Annotated in this window: 22 protein-coding genes; 15 read left to right on the forward strand and 7 right to left on the reverse strand. The window is 62.8% G+C overall.

Annotation, left to right across the window (positions count from 1 at the left end):
* The first annotated feature begins 80 nt into the window (after nt 1-80).
* The 4 genes from AC0ZT5_RS14495 to AC0ZT5_RS14510 all read left to right on the forward strand — a co-directional run bounded on the left by AC0ZT5_RS14495 (nt 81) and on the right by AC0ZT5_RS14510 (nt 1,137).
* Nucleotides 81-350 carry a hypothetical protein gene (locus tag AC0ZT5_RS14495; RefSeq protein WP_488496989.1) on the forward strand — a complete coding sequence of 90 codons (270 nt, stop codon included), beginning with the start codon at nt 81-83 and terminating at the stop codon, nt 348-350.
* A complete protein-coding gene (locus AC0ZT5_RS14500; RefSeq protein WP_488496990.1) occupies nt 347-631 on the forward strand; it encodes a hypothetical protein in 285 nt (94 codons plus the stop codon). Before AC0ZT5_RS14495 ends, AC0ZT5_RS14500 begins: the two co-directional genes overlap by 4 nt.
* 44 nt (nt 632-675) lie before the next feature.
* Nucleotides 676-813: a hypothetical protein gene (locus AC0ZT5_RS14505; protein ID WP_167365109.1), complete on the forward strand. Its 138-nt coding sequence runs from the start codon at nt 676-678 to the stop codon at nt 811-813.
* Between the two features lie 99 nt (nt 814-912).
* Nucleotides 913-1,137, forward strand: coding sequence for a hypothetical protein (locus tag AC0ZT5_RS14510; protein ID WP_095091701.1), 225 nt, complete (start codon nt 913-915; stop codon nt 1,135-1,137).
* 58 nt (nt 1,138-1,195) lie between these two features.
* Here the strand turns inward: AC0ZT5_RS14510 and AC0ZT5_RS14515 are convergent, their stop codons facing one another.
* Entirely contained in the window at nt 1,196-1,603 is a 408-nt protein-coding gene (locus tag AC0ZT5_RS14515; protein WP_488496991.1) for a Kazal-type serine protease inhibitor family protein, read from the reverse strand.
* Between the two features lie 508 nt (nt 1,604-2,111).
* On the opposite strand from AC0ZT5_RS14515, the gene AC0ZT5_RS14520 reads away from it, so the two are divergent.
* The 3 genes from AC0ZT5_RS14520 (at nt 2,112) to AC0ZT5_RS14530 (ending at nt 3,499) form a co-directional block, all read left to right on the forward strand.
* Nucleotides 2,112-2,324, forward strand: coding sequence for a cold-shock protein (locus tag AC0ZT5_RS14520; protein ID WP_006202520.1), 213 nt, complete (start codon nt 2,112-2,114; stop codon nt 2,322-2,324).
* A gap of 344 nt (nt 2,325-2,668) precedes the next feature.
* The gene (locus tag AC0ZT5_RS14525; RefSeq protein ID WP_013530020.1) at nt 2,669-2,881 is read left to right on the forward strand and encodes a cold-shock protein; all 213 of its coding nucleotides are present in this window, start codon (nt 2,669-2,671) and stop codon (nt 2,879-2,881) included.
* Nucleotides 2,882-3,070: 189 nt separating this feature from the next.
* Nucleotides 3,071-3,499 (forward strand): BA14K family protein, encoded by a 429-nt coding sequence (locus AC0ZT5_RS14530; protein WP_488496992.1) that lies wholly within the window; start codon nt 3,071-3,073, stop codon nt 3,497-3,499.
* A gap of 172 nt (nt 3,500-3,671) precedes the next feature.
* On the opposite strand, the gene AC0ZT5_RS14535 is transcribed toward AC0ZT5_RS14530, so the two are convergent.
* The 3 genes from AC0ZT5_RS14535 to AC0ZT5_RS14545 form a co-directional block, all read right to left on the reverse strand.
* Nucleotides 3,672-4,310 (reverse strand): MBL fold metallo-hydrolase, encoded by a 639-nt coding sequence (locus AC0ZT5_RS14535; protein WP_488496993.1) that lies wholly within the window; start codon nt 4,308-4,310, stop codon nt 3,672-3,674.
* Nucleotides 4,311-4,529: 219 nt separating this feature from the next.
* Nucleotides 4,530-4,847, reverse strand: coding sequence for a hypothetical protein (locus AC0ZT5_RS14540; RefSeq protein WP_488496994.1), 318 nt, complete (start codon nt 4,845-4,847; stop codon nt 4,530-4,532).
* Between the two features lie 145 nt (nt 4,848-4,992).
* Nucleotides 4,993-5,886 (reverse strand): branched-chain amino acid aminotransferase, encoded by an 894-nt coding sequence (locus tag AC0ZT5_RS14545; protein ID WP_095090875.1) that lies wholly within the window; start codon nt 5,884-5,886, stop codon nt 4,993-4,995.
* Between the two features lie 248 nt (nt 5,887-6,134).
* On the opposite strand from AC0ZT5_RS14545, the gene AC0ZT5_RS14550 reads away from it, so the two are divergent.
* The 4 genes from AC0ZT5_RS14550 (at nt 6,135) to AC0ZT5_RS14565 (ending at nt 10,149) form a co-directional block, all read left to right on the forward strand.
* A complete protein-coding gene (locus AC0ZT5_RS14550) occupies nt 6,135-6,668 on the forward strand; it encodes a MarR family winged helix-turn-helix transcriptional regulator (RefSeq protein ID WP_488496995.1) in 534 nt (177 codons plus the stop codon).
* The gene (locus AC0ZT5_RS14555; RefSeq protein WP_095090873.1) at nt 6,655-7,374 is read left to right on the forward strand and encodes a response regulator; all 720 of its coding nucleotides are present in this window, start codon (nt 6,655-6,657) and stop codon (nt 7,372-7,374) included. Before AC0ZT5_RS14550 ends, AC0ZT5_RS14555 begins: the two co-directional genes overlap by 14 nt.
* A gap of 49 nt (nt 7,375-7,423) precedes the next feature.
* Entirely contained in the window at nt 7,424-8,839 is a 1,416-nt protein-coding gene (locus tag AC0ZT5_RS14560) for an ATP-binding protein (RefSeq protein ID WP_488496996.1), read from the forward strand.
* 287 nt (nt 8,840-9,126) lie between these two features.
* Nucleotides 9,127-10,149, forward strand: a complete 1,023-nt coding sequence (locus AC0ZT5_RS14565; RefSeq protein ID WP_488496997.1) for a glycosyltransferase family 4 protein — start codon at nt 9,127-9,129, stop codon at nt 10,147-10,149.
* A gap of 158 nt (nt 10,150-10,307) precedes the next feature.
* Here the strand turns inward: AC0ZT5_RS14565 and AC0ZT5_RS14570 are convergent, their stop codons facing one another.
* From AC0ZT5_RS14570 to AC0ZT5_RS14580, 3 genes are all read right to left on the reverse strand, one after another.
* On the reverse strand, nt 10,308-10,667 hold the full coding sequence (locus AC0ZT5_RS14570) for a tRNA-binding protein (protein WP_488496998.1): 360 nt from the start codon (nt 10,665-10,667) through the stop codon (nt 10,308-10,310).
* A gap of 149 nt (nt 10,668-10,816) precedes the next feature.
* Nucleotides 10,817-11,317 carry a type III secretion system chaperone family protein gene (locus tag AC0ZT5_RS14575; protein ID WP_006202532.1) on the reverse strand — a complete coding sequence of 167 codons (501 nt, stop codon included), beginning with the start codon at nt 11,315-11,317 and terminating at the stop codon, nt 10,817-10,819.
* Between the two features lie 324 nt (nt 11,318-11,641).
* Nucleotides 11,642-11,944 carry an accessory factor UbiK family protein gene (locus AC0ZT5_RS14580; protein ID WP_184874869.1) on the reverse strand — a complete coding sequence of 101 codons (303 nt, stop codon included), beginning with the start codon at nt 11,942-11,944 and terminating at the stop codon, nt 11,642-11,644.
* A gap of 167 nt (nt 11,945-12,111) precedes the next feature.
* Between AC0ZT5_RS14580 and lgt the strand changes: the two genes are divergently transcribed.
* From lgt to AC0ZT5_RS14600, 4 genes are all read left to right on the forward strand, one after another.
* Nucleotides 12,112-12,966, forward strand: a complete 855-nt coding sequence (lgt, locus tag AC0ZT5_RS14585; RefSeq protein ID WP_488496999.1) for a prolipoprotein diacylglyceryl transferase — start codon at nt 12,112-12,114, stop codon at nt 12,964-12,966.
* On the forward strand, nt 12,963-14,051 hold the full coding sequence (locus AC0ZT5_RS14590) for a class I SAM-dependent methyltransferase (protein ID WP_488497000.1): 1,089 nt from the start codon (nt 12,963-12,965) through the stop codon (nt 14,049-14,051). The genes lgt and AC0ZT5_RS14590 overlap by 4 nt, the downstream gene beginning before the upstream one ends.
* A 132-nt stretch (nt 14,052-14,183) precedes the next feature.
* Nucleotides 14,184-14,978 (forward strand): peptidoglycan editing factor PgeF, encoded by a 795-nt coding sequence (gene pgeF, locus AC0ZT5_RS14595; protein WP_488497001.1) that lies wholly within the window; start codon nt 14,184-14,186, stop codon nt 14,976-14,978.
* The gene (locus AC0ZT5_RS14600) at nt 14,978-16,129 is read left to right on the forward strand and encodes a M24 family metallopeptidase (RefSeq protein WP_488497002.1); all 1,152 of its coding nucleotides are present in this window, start codon (nt 14,978-14,980) and stop codon (nt 16,127-16,129) included. The genes pgeF and AC0ZT5_RS14600 overlap by 1 nt, the downstream gene beginning before the upstream one ends.
* The last annotated feature ends 4 nt before the right edge of the window (nt 16,130-16,133 follow it).

Genomic DNA, 16,133 nt, shown 5'->3' on the forward strand with positions numbered 1-16,133 from the left:
GATTGCCGGAAATAGGAAAGCGGGGCTCGTCCCCGCTTTTTTGCTTTTCAGGGCCGTTGCGGAAGCATCAAGGCACGACAATGACCGATCGCACCACCCACTCCATCGCCCATTTCGCGGCACCCTTCGTGCTCGGCGGACTGGAAGGACAACTGCCGGCCGGCGACTACGATATCGATCACGACGAACAGGTGATCGAGGGCATGTCGCGGCTTGCCTGGCGCCGCGTCGCCACCTTCATCCATCTGCCGGCAAGGGCAGTGAAAAATCCGACCACCAGCCAGCTTGTCGCCATCGATTACCTCGAACTCGAAACAGCGCTGAAGCGCGACAGGGAGAATGCAGCATGATCCGTTTCCAGCAGAATGCGCGCCCGCGCACCGACACGCCCTCGCACCAGTTTGCGATCGGTCAGACTGTCCGCATGAAGAGCCGCACCGGCCTCGTCCAGAAAACCGCGGAACTGTTCCAGATCAAGAGCAGGCTGCCGGTCAAGGACGGCTCGCCGCAATACCGCATCCGCAGCGAACAGGAGACCCATGAGCGGGTCACCACGGAAGACAATCTCGAACCGGCCGACAACCCGGTTGTTATTGACAACCCGGTTGTTGCTGACCATCCGGTCGTCTGAGCGCCGCCCAGCAAAGCCACGCCAACACGCAACAGGAGCACGACATGTCCAAGGGTCAACAGCGAAGCAATCGCGAGGCGCGCAAGCCGAAGAAGGACAAGGTCGTGGCCAAGCCAGCCTCCCCGTTCGGCTCGTCGGTCAAGCAGGCCGAGAGTAGCCTGAAGCCGAAGTCGAAGGGCTGACAGCCCAGGGGCGCCTCGTGCGTCGCTCGTCGCCCACTTTGTGAGGTGACGGACTGACACGACACGCTTGCGCAACACACCCCGCATACGGAGGCGTGCTTGAACTTCGTCATCGAGTTCTACCGGTCGCGCGACGCCGACGAAGCGACGCTCGACAAGGTATCGCTGGAAGCGCCGAACCTGCGCGCCGCCCTCCAGGGCGCCACCGCGCTGTTCCACACGCTGGCCATGCCGCAAATCCCCGATCGCCTGCGCATTTCCGACGAAGACGGCAGCGAGCTTTACGCTGGCCCGGCCGACGGAGCGTATCCAGCGGAGGTGTGAGCGAACGCCTCGGTTTTCCCTTCCCTTTGTGGGAAAAAGCTAAACACGCCCAGATCCCTCAGCACGGCCCGCCGTCAATAACGCGATAGTCCGCGGCGCGGGCTTCGCAGGCATTGGGGAAGGTGCGCAGCTCGCCATGGCGGCGCGCGCACACGGGAGCATATTCGCGGGTGCAGAACGTCTGCTCTTCGCCACCGCCACCGCCGCCGTCGCGGCACGGACCGTCGCGCACGATGCGGTAGCCGGCCCGGTCGGCAAGGCAGGCATTGGCAAAGGTCTGCCGGTCGCCGCCGCGCCGGGCGCAGACCGGCTCGTACTGCCTGCTGCAATACTGCGGTTCGGGCCGTGGCGGACGCGGACGCGGCCCTGGTCCCTCATCGACGACGACAGTGCAGGCGGCAAGAATTGCCGACAGGAACAGGATGGCAAAACCTTGCCGCGAAAAGACTGTCGCCAGAAACTTCATGTTGATCTCTCCCTCGATCCCGTCCCAGGAAGACGATCCTTGCCATTCCATTGCCAAATGCAACCCCCGTTTGCAGCCTCCCGCCGGAGACGATGCGCGGAGCCATGGCACCCATCAGCCCATCCCGCTGGCGGCCACGGCATCTGGCCCATTCGTGGCCGCGCTCTGGGCCGATGACCCGGCAGGCAACCAAGCCTATGTCGAGCCGCATCGATGCTCAGGTCGGTCGATCCATGCGTCGGGATGCGCCCATTGTGGCGGCCCGCGGCGCTATCTTGCAACCTTCACGTTTCCGTGCGATAAATTCCGTGTTCGGGCATTTGCGACCCGGAGAGCGGAACGTTTTGGACGACCTTTCCCCGATACTGTGAATCTCTGACGGCCCCGTTTTCGGCGGGGGGTTTGACCATGCGCCAATGCATGACTGCCGAAGCAACCACCGGGACTTGCCCATTGCGCCAGGCGGCGGGCAGGACCACCAGACTGAACGGGTGAAGGAGTTTCCCCAATGGCCCAGACCGGCACCGTTAAATTCTTCAACGCGACCAAAGGCTTCGGTTTTATCACGCCCGATGGCGGCGCCAAGGATGTATTCGTCCATATTTCCGCGATCGAGGCCTCCGGCCTGCGCACGCTCGTCGACGGCCAGAAGGTCACCTTCGACGTCGAGCCGGATCGCATGGGCAAGGGCCCCAAGGCCGTCAACCTCCGCGCTGCCTGAGCCATCGGCGCGCCGTGCGTCTCTGACGCATCACGGAGGCTCCAATGCCTGAACCTGGCTTGGAGAGGGATTTGAATTTGAAAGGCGCGGCGGTTTTCGTCGCGCCTTTTTCGTGCCGCGAGTTCTGCCCAATGCCTGTCGCTCAAGAGTGCGCACTGGTTTCGAAGCAACGACGTTCATAAAAACAAAGACTTAAAAGTGCGTCGTCTGAGCCCCTTCAAACGCGACGCGCTTTAGGGGCCCCAAAAACTTTCTCTTGCCGATGGCGCTAAAATAAAGGACAAATTTCCATTCGGGCATTTGCCGGCCCGAGACTGGACTTTATGGGACCAAAGGAGCTTCCCATGCCGCAGACCGGCACCGTCAAATTCTTCAACCATGCCAAGGGCTTCGGCTTCATCACGCCCGATGATGGCGCGAAGGATGTTTTCGTGCATATTTCAGCCGTGCAGGCGTCGGGCCTTCCTGGTCTTGAGGATGGCCAGAAAGTGTCCTTCGATACGGAACCGGACAAGCGTGGCAAGGGCCCAAAGGCCGTCAACCTATCGGTTGGCTGAACCGGCTCCAGACCGGCGACGGCTCCGGCTGAATAGCCCCCGTTCCCTGCAGGGGTCTTTGACGCCTGTTTTGGATATTGTGCGTCGAAATCCGTTCAGCCCCCGTTCAGCCATGGTCGTATATTAGTCTTTGGTAAAGCCGGACCGCATCCCCCGAAACTTGCGTGGGCCGGCACGAAGGAGACCGACATGAATCGAATTATCAAGACCGCTGTCCTGTCCGCTGCCGTGGTCGCAACCACGCTCGCGACCTTGCCCGCTGCCTACGCGGATGAGTGGCGCCATCACGGCCATCACGGCAACGGCGATGCAATCGCCGCCGGCGTCCTCGGACTCGCGGCCGGCGCGCTGATCGGTGGTGCGTTGGCCAATGACGGACCCCCGCCCTATGCTGACCGCTACTACGATGACGGTTACTACGAGCGTGACGTCGTGGTCCGCCCGGCACCAGTGCGCCGCTACTATGCAGAACCGAGGGTCGTCTACAATGAAGGCTACGCTCAGCCTTGGACGCGTGACTGGTACGACTATTGCTCGGACCGCTACCGTACCTTCAATGCCCGCACCGGCACGTTCACCGGCAATGACGGCGAACAGCATTTCTGCACGGCGAACTAAGACCAAGGGCTTCCCTGCCCCAAACAAAAGCGCTGACCGCGAGGCCAGCGCTTTTTGTTGTTGGGCTTGACCATCCCGGATTTCTCTTGAGATCGGCGCCGCCCCTTATCAGCCTGCCGGCACCTTTCCAGCGAAGTACGGGGAGAAGGCATTGGCTGCAACACAGGCGCTCTTAAGTCAGAAAAGGGTTGGTCCGCCGCTCCTCGCCGAAGCGTCCGCCGGGACCATGGCCGCAGATGAAGCCGATGTCGTCGCCGAGCGGCAGGAGCTTGTCCTTGATCGAGGCGATCAGCGCCGCGTGGTCGCCACCCGGCAGGTCGGTGCGGCCGACCGAGCCCCGAAACAGCACATCGCCGACATGGGCGAACTTGGCCACGCGGTTGTAGTAGACGACATGGCCAGGCGCATGGCCGGGGCAATGCAACACCTCGAACACATGCGAGCCGAATGACACGGTCTCGCCTTCGGTCAGGAACCGGTCGGGCACGCAGTTGCGCGCGCCGGCGATACCGTACCGCCTGCCCTGGTTTTCCAGATTGTCGAGCAATGACTTGTCGGCCTCATGCGGGCCGATGATCTCGACGCCGAGCGCCTCCTTCAACTCCATGGCGCCGCCGGCATGGTCGATATGGCCATGCGTTATCCAGATCGCCCCGGCTGATATCGCGTTGTCCTTCAGCACCGCCAGCACCTTGTCGATGTCGCCGCCCGGATCGACGACGACACCCTGCTTGTCGTCCATGTCGAACAGGATAGTGCAATTCTGCTGGAACGGTGTGACCGGCACGATGCCGGCAGTGAGCTGACCCATGATCGTCCTTTCGCTATTCCAGCGTGATGTAGAGCAATTCCAGGAAAAGTGTGAAGCGGATTTCCGTCCGGAATTGCGTCAACCAAGAGACAGAGCGATGAAACGTTCTGCAGCTGCGGGCCAAGGGCGTCCACCCCTCGACAGACGAACAGTCAGTCGCTCCGAAAAACGAAAATGGGCGGCCGAAGCCGCCCACTTAAAACGCTTAGACCGAATAGCTTACTTCTTCATGGCACCCATGACTGCGCCGAGAATGCCGGTCAGGATCGCGCCGCCGCCGGCACCGCCGACGATGTTGTTGAGGTTCAGCGCGCTGCCCAGACCGCTCGTTGCTGCTGCCGCGGCCGCCGGATCGACCGCGCCGCCACCAAGCACGATGCCGAGGATCGCCGCACCGCCGACGCCGCCAATGGCTCCGCCCAGGATTTTGGGAAGCTGACCCAACGCCGCCGTCTTGAGCGCCGCACCGACCGCCTGACCACCGATGATACCCGTAATCACCTGTACAATGATCGGAAGAAGCGTGTTCATGTCCATAAGATTAGTCCCTCCATAGCTGCCAGCCTTCCGGGCCGACAGCATCATGAGACGCCGAATTGGACGAAAGTCAAATGCAGAAACGCTTAAATAAAAGGGGCGGCCTCAAAACCGCCCCTGCTTGCTCGAAAAGCTGTGACTTTCGTTATTCTGCCGCGATCGCGTGCTTGGGCTGAACCGCTGCAGAATAGTCATTCATAAGGTTCTTGGCGATTTCACCGACCTCGAATCGGTAAGGTCCGATCTCCGAAACCGGCGTTACTTCGGCTGCCGTCCCGGTCAGGAAGCACTGCTCGAAGCCCTCGAGTTCTTCCGGCATGATGGCGCGTTCGATCACTTCCAGACCGCGATCCTTGGCCAGGCCGATGACCGTGCGGCGGGTGATGCCGTCGAGGAAGCAGTCGGGCTTGGGCGTGTGGATCTTGCCGTCCTTGACGAAGAAGATGTTGGCGCCGGTCGCTTCCGCGACCTGGCCACGCCAGTCGAGCATCATGGCATCGGCATAGCCCTTGGCCTCGGCGGCGTGCTTGGACATGGTGCAGATCATGTAGAGGCCGGCGGCCTTCGACTTGGACGGCGCCGTGCGCGGGTCGGGCCGGCGCCATTCCGCCACGTCAAGACGGATGCCTTTCAGCTTCTGCGCCGGATCGAAATAGCTCGGCCACTGCCAGATGGCGATGGCGCAGTTGATGCGGTTGTTCTGCGCTGAAACGCCCATCTGTTCACTGCCGCGCCAGGCGATCGGCCGGACATAGGCGTCCTGGAAACCTTGCTTCTTCAAAAGCGTGGTGGAAGCGTCGTTGAGCTCGGCCACCGAATAGGGAATCTTGAAGCCGAGCAAGCGCGCCGATTCATGCAGGCGCTCGGTGTGTTCGTTGAGCTTGAAGATCTCACCGCCATAGGCGCGCTCGCCCTCGAAGACGGCGCTGGCGTAGTGCAGCCCATGGGTCAGGACGTGGATCTTGGCGTCACCCCATTGGACGAACGCGCCGTTCATCCAGATGAAGCCGTCCAGTTGATCGAAGGGAACGGATGCCATGGTAACCTCCCGCGGGCGGCAGCCCGCATAGTGTTGTATCGTTGTGTGTTTCGTGTCGGCCGCGCAAAGCGGCCTTTATGCTGGAGCGTAGGCGGATAATTGCGCTCTGGCAAACTCAGGAAGTTCCGGAAAAACCGGCCTCTCTTGCCTTTTCGTTCGCAATCCGCCCAAAAGCTTGTCAAAAATTACCATTGCAGGGAAATTACGTCAATAGTACTGACATAATCTCTCTTTCAAGCGGAGAAATGATGACGGATAGAAGCCACGCAGCCGGGAAACCGATCAGGACGGCGATCACCGACGAGGACGGCATCGACTTCGCCATCATCGAACTGCTTTTCTTCGCCTATCGGGACTTCACCTCCGATCCGGATCAGATCCTGGCCGATTATGGCTTCGGCCGAGCCCACCACCGGGTGCTGCATTTCGTCAACCGCAGGCCGGGCCTGACGGTTGCCGAACTGCTCGACGTGCTGAAGATCACCAAGCAGAGCCTGGCGCGGGTGCTCAAGCAATTGATCGACACCGACCATGTCGTGCAGTTGCAAGGCCCTCGTGACCGCCGCCAGCGCGAACTCTATCCGACAGCCAAGGGCCGCGCGCTGGCGCTGGCGCTGGCGCGGCCACAGTCGCGCCGCATCCTTGCTGCATTGGGAGATTCCGGGATAACCGAACGGACCCTGGTTGAACGGTTCCTCGAAGCGATGGTCAATCCGGAACTGAGAGCGCAGATCGACGTTGGGTCCGCAAAAATGTCAGGGAAAAGCCATGGAGAGCACTGAAAGGGTCGATCATGCGGCCGCACCGGACGACGACGCGCCGCATTTGCTCGTCGTCGACGACGACACCCGCATCCGCAATCTTCTCAAGCAGTATCTGACCGAAAACGGCTTTCGCGTCACCGTCGCCGGCAATGCCGGCGAAGCCCGGCGCAAGCTTGCCGGCCTCGACTTCGATCTTCTGATCCTCGACGTGATGATGCCCGGTGAAACGGGCGTCGACCTGACCAAGTCGCTGCGCGCCGAAAAGAACGTGCCGATCCTGATGCTGACGGCGCTGTCGGAAACCGATAGCCGCATCACCGGCCTCGAAGCCGGCGCCGACGACTATCTGCCGAAACCTTTCGATCCGCGCGAGCTGATCCTGCGCATCAACAACATCCTGCGCCGCGGCGGTCCGGCGACAACGCCGAAGGTCGAGCAACTGGTCTTCGGCCCTTACACGTTCCAGATAGCCAGGCGCGAATTGAAGCGCGGCGGCGAGGCGCTGAAGCTGACCGACCGCGAGCAGGAGATCCTGGCGATCTTCGCCGCGCGAGCAGGTGAGACGATCCCCCGCCACGAGCTTGTCGGCGACGATTCGGAAGTCGGCGAGCGCACCATCGACGTCCAGATCAACCGGCTGCGCCGCAAGATCGAGCGCGATCCGTCCAATCCGGTGTGGCTGCAGACCGTGCGCGGTATTGGGTATCGGCTCAGCGTGGAATAGAATGCCGCCTGCGGCCGGTCGAACGGTTGCGGGCAAACGAAAAGAGCGAATGGCAACCACGGAACTGCAACAGCCGGGCAATAACGGCTTGAGCGCACGCGCCGCGCGCACGCTCAAGGCGGTGCCGCGTGCCTGGAACCGGTTCTGGCGCCTCGTTTCGCTGTATATGCCGAAGCGGCTCTATGCCCGCTCGCTGATCATCGTCATCGCGCCGATGATCCTGCTGCAATCGGTCGTCGCCTTCGTCTTCATGGAACGCCATTGGGCAACCGTGACGCAGCGTCTGTCGCAGGCCACCGTACGCGACATCGCCGCCATCATCGACATGATCGAAACCTACCCGCACGACGCCGACTACGCCAACATCATCCGGATCGCCCAGGACCGCATGCAGTTGAAGGTCGACCTCTTGCCGCCCGACCCGCTGCCCGCACCCGGGCCCAAGCCCTTCTTCTCGATCCTCGATGATGTTCTTTCGGCCGAAATCACCCGCCAGATCAACCGCCCGTTCTGGATCGACACGGTCGGCAATTCCAACATCGTCGAGGTGCGCGTCCAGCTTGAGGGCAAGGTGCTGCGCGTCTTCGTGCGCCGCAGCCAGGCCTATGCCTCGAACACCCACATCTTCCTGATCTGGATGGTCGGCACCTCGCTGGTGCTGTTGATGATCGCCATCCCCTTCCTGCGCAACCAGATCCGGCCGATCCTGACGCTCGCCGAGGCGGCCGAAAGCTTCGGCAAGGGCCGGCCGATGCCGCGCGATTTCCGGCCGCGCGGCGCCGAGGAGGTTCGCCGCGCCGGCTTTGCCTTCATCCAGATGCGCGAGCGCATCGAACGCCAGATCGAGCAACGCACCGCCATGCTGACCGGCGTCAGCCATGACCTGCGAACCATTCTCACCCGCTTCAAGCTGCAGCTGGCGCTGGCCGGCGGCAAGGCCGAGACCAAGGCGGCGCTCGACCAGGACATCGACGATATGCAGTCGATGCTCGAAGGCTACCTGGCCTTTGCCCGCGGCGAGGCTTCCGAGGATGCCGGGCGGTTTGATCTTGAGGCCTATTTCCAGAAGCTCGACGAGGAAGCCGGACTCCGCAAGCGCAAGCTGTCGACGACGCTTGTTGGCGACCGTGATGTGCATGTGCGGCCGAATGCCTTTGCCCGGCTGCTGTCCAACGTCATCGGCAATGCCTTCCGCTATGCCAGGACGATTGAAGTCAACGCCAACCATGGCCGCGGCTCGCTGCTGGTCACCATCGACGACGATGGCCCCGGTATCCCGCTCGACAGGCGCGAAGACGTCTTCAAGCCCTTCGTGCGGCTCGACGAAGCTCGCAACCTCGATGCCAGCGGCACGGGGCTCGGCCTGTCGATTGCCCGCGATATCGCCCGCAGCCATGGCGGCGACATCACCCTCGATGACAGCCCGCTCGGCGGCCTGCGCGCCGTCATCAAGGTTCCGGCCTGATCGGGGCATGATCCCGAAACGTGGAAACCGGTTTTCTCGGACAAATGGAAACCGTTTGTCCGAGATCATGCTTGATCGTGCTTAGCTGAACGGCTGCTTCATCCGCCCGTCATGAAACCATGGTGAAGAGCGCGCATGAAGCGCGCGACCTCCATTGATTCGGCCTTGCCGCCTCACTTCGATACCGTGCCCGCCCGGGTGCGCTGGAGCGAAGCGAGAGCCGCAGGCTGGTCGCCGTTCCGGCATCGTCTCAAGGCAACCGTCGACCTTTCGAGCAAAGGGCCGCCATGCGCATATTGATGGTCACCGACGCCTGGCGCCCACAGGTCAATGGCGTCGTCCACACGCTGGAACGGCTGACCGAAACGCTAAAATCCTTCGATGTCGCGGTGGATTTCCTGACGCCCAACATCTTTCGCACGCTGCCCTTGCCGACCTACCCCGACATCCGGCTGGCGCTGACCACGCCCGGCCATGTTGCGCGCCTGATCGAAGCCGGCAAGGCGGACCACATCCACATCGTCACCGAGGGACCGCTGGGCATCATGGCGCGGCGCTATTGCCGCAATGCCGGCCGGCCGTTCACCACCAGCTATCACACCCGCTTTCCCGAATATCTCAGCGCGCGCCTGCCGGTGCCGGAAAGCTGGGCCTATCGCTGGCTGCGCGATTTCCACAATTCCGGCCAGGGCACGCTGGTCGCCACGCAGTCGCTCGCCGACGATCTTGCCTCGCGTGGCTTCAACAAGCTGCGCCCCTGGACACGTGGCGTCGACACCGACCATTTCCGGCCGGACAAGAAGAAGGATCTCGGCTTTCCCGGCCCGATCTTCCTTTGCGTCGGCCGCGTCGCCATCGAAAAGAACCTCTCGGCCTTTCTCGACCTCGATCTGCCCGGCAGCAAGGTGATCGTCGGCGAGGGTCCGGAACTTGCCAAGCTGAAGGCGAAATACCCGCAAGCGCATTTCCTCGGCCATCGTCCCAATGACGAACTGGCCGAGATCTACGCCTCGGCCGACGTCTTCGTCTTTCCCAGCCGCACCGACACGTTCGGCAATGTCATCATCGAGGCGCTGGCCAGCGGCACGCCGGTCGCCGCCTATCCGGTGACCGGTCCGATCGACATCGTCGGCGACGGTTTTGGCGGCGCGGTGTCGACCGATCTGCGCGAGGCGGCGCTCGCCGCCCTCAACGTCGACCGCGCCGAGGCGCGCGAACGCGCCATGCGCTACAGCTGGAAAGCCTGCGCCGAACTGTTTCTAGACACGGTCGAGGAAGCGCTGGGCATGCCGCGGAAACTGGCTGCCTGAGAAGTATCGTGGCATCAGGATGTGTCGAGATTCAGATCAGGCCAAGCTGAGAATGGCGGGCTCCGAGACCCGGAGCAGAGCGTACTTGGGGTACGTGAGCACCTGAAGCGCAGGAGACCGCTGTTCGCAAGCCGGCCTCACCTGATTATCAACACGTCCTAAAAAAGCCGCCCGCCGTCCGGCACCCTGCGCTCAATGGCCCCGAGCACCACGGCGCCCTCCTCGTCGGGAAAGCCGAGCGTCAGCACTTCCGACATGAACGGGCCGATCTGGCGCGGCGGGAAATTGACCACCGCGAACACCTGCCGGCCGATCAGCGTCTCGGGCGCATAGTATTTGGTGATCTGCGCCGACGATTTCTTGATGCCGATGTCGGCGCCAAAATCGATCTTAAGCTTGAATGCCGGCTTGCGCGCTTCGGGAAACGGCTCGGCCTCGACGATCGTGCCGGCGCGGATGTCGACACGATCGAAGTCGGCAAAACTGATCTCGGGCTTGCGCTCGCTGCTCGAACTCATCTCTGTCTTGTCTGCCTTGCCGTCGCTCTAGAGCATGATCCCGAAAAGTGGACTCCAGTTTTCTCGGACAAACGGAAACCGATTGTCCAGAGATCATGCTCAAACAATGAGATAGAGCCCCATCCCGATTCTATCGGGATGAACGGGCTCTAGGCGTTACCGTAGGTCTCGAACAGCACGCCGGCTAGCGCGTCCTTGGCCGAGGTTCCCGACCAGACGACGAACTGGAACGCCTGGAAATAGCATTCGCAGGCTTCCAGCGCCGACGACAGCAGCACTTCGACCTGCTGGCTCGACGGCTCGACACCGCCGGCCAGGAGCAGCGACTGGCGGAACATGATCGCGCCTTCCTGCTCCCAGAGGTCGAAATGGCCGAACAGCATCTGTTCGTTGATGAGCGACAGCAGCCGCATCACTTCCAGTGCACGGGCCTCCGGCACCTTGATGTCGAAGGCGCAGGCCAGGTGCAGCGCCTCGAAATCCTCCATCCACGAGAAGGAGACGTGATAGTCGGTCCAGCTGCCGGCAACCGAGATCGAAATCTCGTCATCGCCGGCCCGCTCAAAGGACCAGTCGTTGTTGTGGGCCACCTGCTCGATAACATCCACCGGATGGATTTCGCGGGAGAATTCGAGTTCGAGAAGTTCCATGGAATGCTTCCTGTCGTTCTGAGGAGCGCCGCCACACGCTCCGCGGGAGGGCACACACAACGAACAATCTTGTCTAGAACTCGGACGGCCAGGACTTCTCGACGCAAAGACCCCCAGACCGGACCCCACCGCCCGGCCACATGACCCTGCTCCGAATCATGCAACAAATTCAGTCTATTGATCGGGAGTCGCGTGAACAGCCCAATTTTTCGCACTGCGTCATTCGCATGTGGAAAGCCGCTGTCACAAAGATTCATGCAACGCCGTTAAGCGATTCACGGCAAAGCGCTTTTCAGGATCGGGCTATGTGGAAAAGTTTAATGATTATTTTTTTGCGCGGGGCTTTGCCGCCGCCGCTGGTGCGGCCTGTCCGGACAATTCGGCAAGCTTCGCCTCGAGCGCCTCGATACGCTCGGCAAGGCGGGTGTTTTCTTCCCGCGCCTTGGCCGCCATCTCGCGCGCCGCTTCGAACTCTTCGCGCTGCACCACGTCCATGGTGTTGAGGATGCGCTCGGCCTGGCCCTTGAAGGCGGTCTCGACCTCACGGCGCACGCCTTGGGCGGCCCCAGCGGCATCGGTCATCAGCTTGGCGAATTCATCGAGAATGCGGTTCGGTCCGGTCGACATGGCAAATCCTCGCTTACCGTTATTTGAGTTAGTAGCGCTGCACTTGGAATGCAAGCATGTTGCGCCCTGATGCGGCATCAAGTCGGACACGACCGCCTTGCCTTGACCCTGCCAAAACCCTGCCGCATGGTCCGCGCCCAAACGCGATCGCAACCGAGAGTTCCCCGTTGAACGATTATTTCCTGCTGCCGCTGGCCTCCCTGCCCTTCCCCAACATCAACCCGATCCTCATCCAGATCGGGCCGCTGGCGGTGCATTGGTACGGCGTCGGCTACATCGTCGGCATCCTGTTCGCCTGGTGGTACGCCAAGCGCCTCGCCGCCAACGCGACGCTGTGGCCGAACGGCGTCCTGCCGATGAAACCGGAGGATCTCGACGACTTCATTGTCTGGGCGGCCATCGGTGTCGTGCTGGGCGGCCGCACCGGCTACGTGCTGTTCTACGACCTGCCGCGCTACATCGCCCATCCGCTCGACATCTTCGCGGTCTGGCAGGGCGGCATGTCGTTCCATGGCGGCCTGCTCGGCGTCATCCTCGCCATGACGCTGTTTTCCATCAAGCGCGGCATCCGCACATGGTCGCTGTTCGACGTGGTGGCGGCCGGCGTGCCGGTTGGCCTTGGCCTGGTGCGCGTCGCCAATTTCATCAATTCCGAGCTATGGGGTCGCCCCACCGACGTGCCCTGGGCGATCGAGTTCCCCAATGGCGGGCCGTTTGCCCGCCATCCGAGCCAGCTCTATGAGGCACTGCTGGAGGGCGTGGTGCTGTTCCTCGTGCTGCGCATCCTTACCCATTCGCGTCTCAAGCTGAAGACGCCGCGCTTCGTCGGCGGCGCCTTCATCTGCGGCTACGGCCTGTCGCGCATCTTCGTCGAGTTCTTCCGCGAGCCCGACCAGCAGCTCGGCTATCTCCTCGGCACCAACTGGCTGACCATGGGCATGATCCTGTCGTCGCCGATGGTGCTGGTCGGAATCTGGGCGATGGTGACCGCCAAGCCGGTGCCACAACCGCAGCCGGCATGACACGGCTGAAGACCCGCATCGTCGGCCTGATCGAGGCGTTGGGGCCGCTTCCCGTCAACGAATATATGGCGCTGTGTCTGTTCGACCCCGTGGACGGCTACTACACGACGCGTGAACCCTTTGGCGCGGCCGGCGACTTCATCACCGCGCCCGAGATCAGCCAGATGTTCGGCGAGCTCGTCGCCATCTGGCTCTACCAGGCCTGGCTGGCCAGCGGCCGGCCGCTGCCGGTCACCATCGCCGAGATCGGTCCTGGCCGCGGCACGCTGATGAAGGACATGCTGCGCACGCTGTCGCGGCTTGATCCTGATCTGGCCAAAGGCGCTGGCTTCGCCATGATCGAGACCAGCCCGCGCCTGACCGAAGTCCAGAAACAGACGCTCGGCACCAAGCCCTTCGCGATCGATTGGCACGAAACCATCGACACGCTGCCACAAGATCCGCTGTTCATCGTCGGCAACGAATTGTTCGACGCCGTGCCCGTCCGCCAGTTCGTCCGCGCCGACGCCGGCTGGCGCGAGCGTATGGTCGGCCTCGACGAGTCCAGTGAGCTGCGCTTCTTCGCCGGCGCCGGCTCGGTCGACCCGACGCTGCTGCCTGACGACGCCGCCGACGCGCCGCAAGGCGCGATCGTCGAGGTCGCGCCGGCACGGGCGGCCCTGATGGCGGCCATTGCCGAACGCATATCCAGGCATGGTGGCGCCGGCCTGTTCATCGACTATGGCCACCTCAGGCCAGGTGTCGGCGATACCCTGCAGGCTCTGCGCAGGCACGATCACGAAGATGTGCTGGCCAATCCCGGCGAGGCTGACCTGACGACCCATGTCGACTTCGCCGCCCTTGCCGCAACCGTACGCGCGCATGGGCTCGACGCCCATCTGTCGACGCAGGGCGGCTTCCTGCTCGGCATGGGCCTTCTCGAGCGTGCCGGCCGGCTCGGCGCCGATGCCGACCAGACGGCGCGCGACAAGATCGCCGACGACGTCGAACGCCTCGCCGGCGCGCAAGCCATGGGCGAGCTGTTCAAGGTGCTTGCCGTGCTGCCGCGCGACATGGCCGTCCGGCCGTTTGCCACGGCGGATTGACTTTTCACTGCTGCCTCTCCCAATCTCCCGTCCGGCAAGCTGCGTTCGGACCGCCAGCCGAACTCTGCCCCGCCTTCTTGTCGAAAAGCACTTCTTCTTGACGAAACCGCCCACACGGACAACAACGCCCGCATGCTGAATCAGACCAAACCGGATCCCGTTCGGTCGGCCCTGCTGGACGAGGCGCAGGCGCAAGGCATCCGCCACGGCTATTTCACCCGCGTCGGCGGTGTTTCCAGCGGCATCTACCAGGGCCTCAACATCGGCACTGGATCGAATGACGACCAGGCGCTGGTCGCCGAGAACCGCAGCCGTGTCGCCGCCTGGATGGGCGTGCCGGCGAGCCATCTGCTGACCGCCTGGCAGGTGCATTCGCCCGATGTCATCATCGTGCGCGAGCCCTTTGCCGGCGAGCGGCCCAAGGCCGACGCGATCGTCACCGACCGGCCGGGCATCGCCATCGGTGCCTCGACCGCCGATTGCGGCCCAGTGCTGTTCGCCGATGCGCAGGCGCGCATAATTGGCGCCGCGCATGCCGGCTGGAAAGGCGCCTTCACCGGCGTGCTCGAAAACACCATCCTTGCCATGGAAAACCTCGGCGCCAGCCGCGAAAACATCGTCGCCGTGCTTGGCCCTTCGATCGGCCCCGAAAACTATGAGGTCGGGCCGGAATTCGTCGCCCGTTTCGTAGAGGCCGACGCTGAAAACATCCGCTATTTCGCGCCCTCCGCCAACGCCGGCCATGCGATGTTCGACCTCAATCGCTATACAGTCGACCGGCTGGCGAAGGCCGGCGTGACGGCCGAGGGCCTCGGCCGCTGCACTTATGCCGAGGAAGATCTTTTTTACTCCTACCGGCGCACCACGCACCGCAAGGAGCCCGATTACGGCCGGCAGGTTTCGGCAATCGTTTTGGAGAAGCAATAATGGCGCTGCATTTTGAACGTTCGGAATTTGACGCGCGGCGCGATCGGCTGATGATCGAGTTGGCCGAGAAGAAGCTCGACGCCATCCTGCTGTTCGCCCAGGAAAGCATGTACTGGCTGACCGGCTACGACACGTTTGGCTTCTGCTTCTTCCAGTGCCTGGTGGTGAAGGCCGACGGTTCGATGGTGCTGTTGACCCGCTCGGCCGACCTGCGCCAGGCGCGCCAGACCTCGATCATCGACAACATCGTCCTGTGGACCGATCGCAATGGGGCCAATCCGGCGGTCGACCTGCGCAATCTGCTCAACGAACTCGACCTGCTCGGCGCCCGCATCGGCGTCGAATACGACACCCACGGGCTGACCGCCTACAATGGCCGGCGGCTGGACGAACAGCTGCAGACCTTTGGCCAGATCGCCGACGCGTCCGGCATCGTCGGGCGGCTGCGCCTGTTCAAGAGCCCGGCCGAAATCGCCAAGGCCGAGAAGGCCGCCAACCTTTCCGACGACGCGCTCGACGCGGCCTTGCCGCTGATCAAGCAGGGCGGCGACGAAGCACTGATCCTGGCGGCCATGCAGGGCGCGATCTTTGCCGGTGGCGGCGACTATCCGGCCAACGAATTCATCATCGGCTCCGGCGTCGATGCGCTGCTGTGCCGCTACAAGTCCGGCCGCCGCAAGCTCACCAAGAACGACCAGCTGACGCTCGAATGGGCTGGCGTCTTCAATCACTACCATGCGCCGATGATGCGCACGGTGCTCACCGGCAAGGTCTCGAAGCGCCATCAGGAACTGTTCGACGCCGCCCGCGCGGCACTTCTGGCCGTCGAGAAGGCGATGGCGCCGGGCAACAGCTTCGGCGACGTCTTCGACGCCCACGCCCGCACCATGGAGACGCACGGCCTGACCAAGCACCGGCTCAACGCCTGCGGCTATTCGGTTGGCGCCCGGTTCACGCCGTCCTGGATGGACATGCCGATGTTCTACCAGGGCAACCCCGAGCCGATCGCGCCGAACATGACGCTGTTCGCCCACATGATCATCATGGATTCCGACACCGAGACGGCGATGACGCTTGGCCGCACCTACCTGACAACCGAATCCCAGCCGAAGCCGCTGTCCCGCCATGATCTCGACTTGATCGTACAGTGAATCC

The sequence above is a fragment of the Mesorhizobium sp. CNPSo 4670 genome (genome assembly GCF_057784235.1).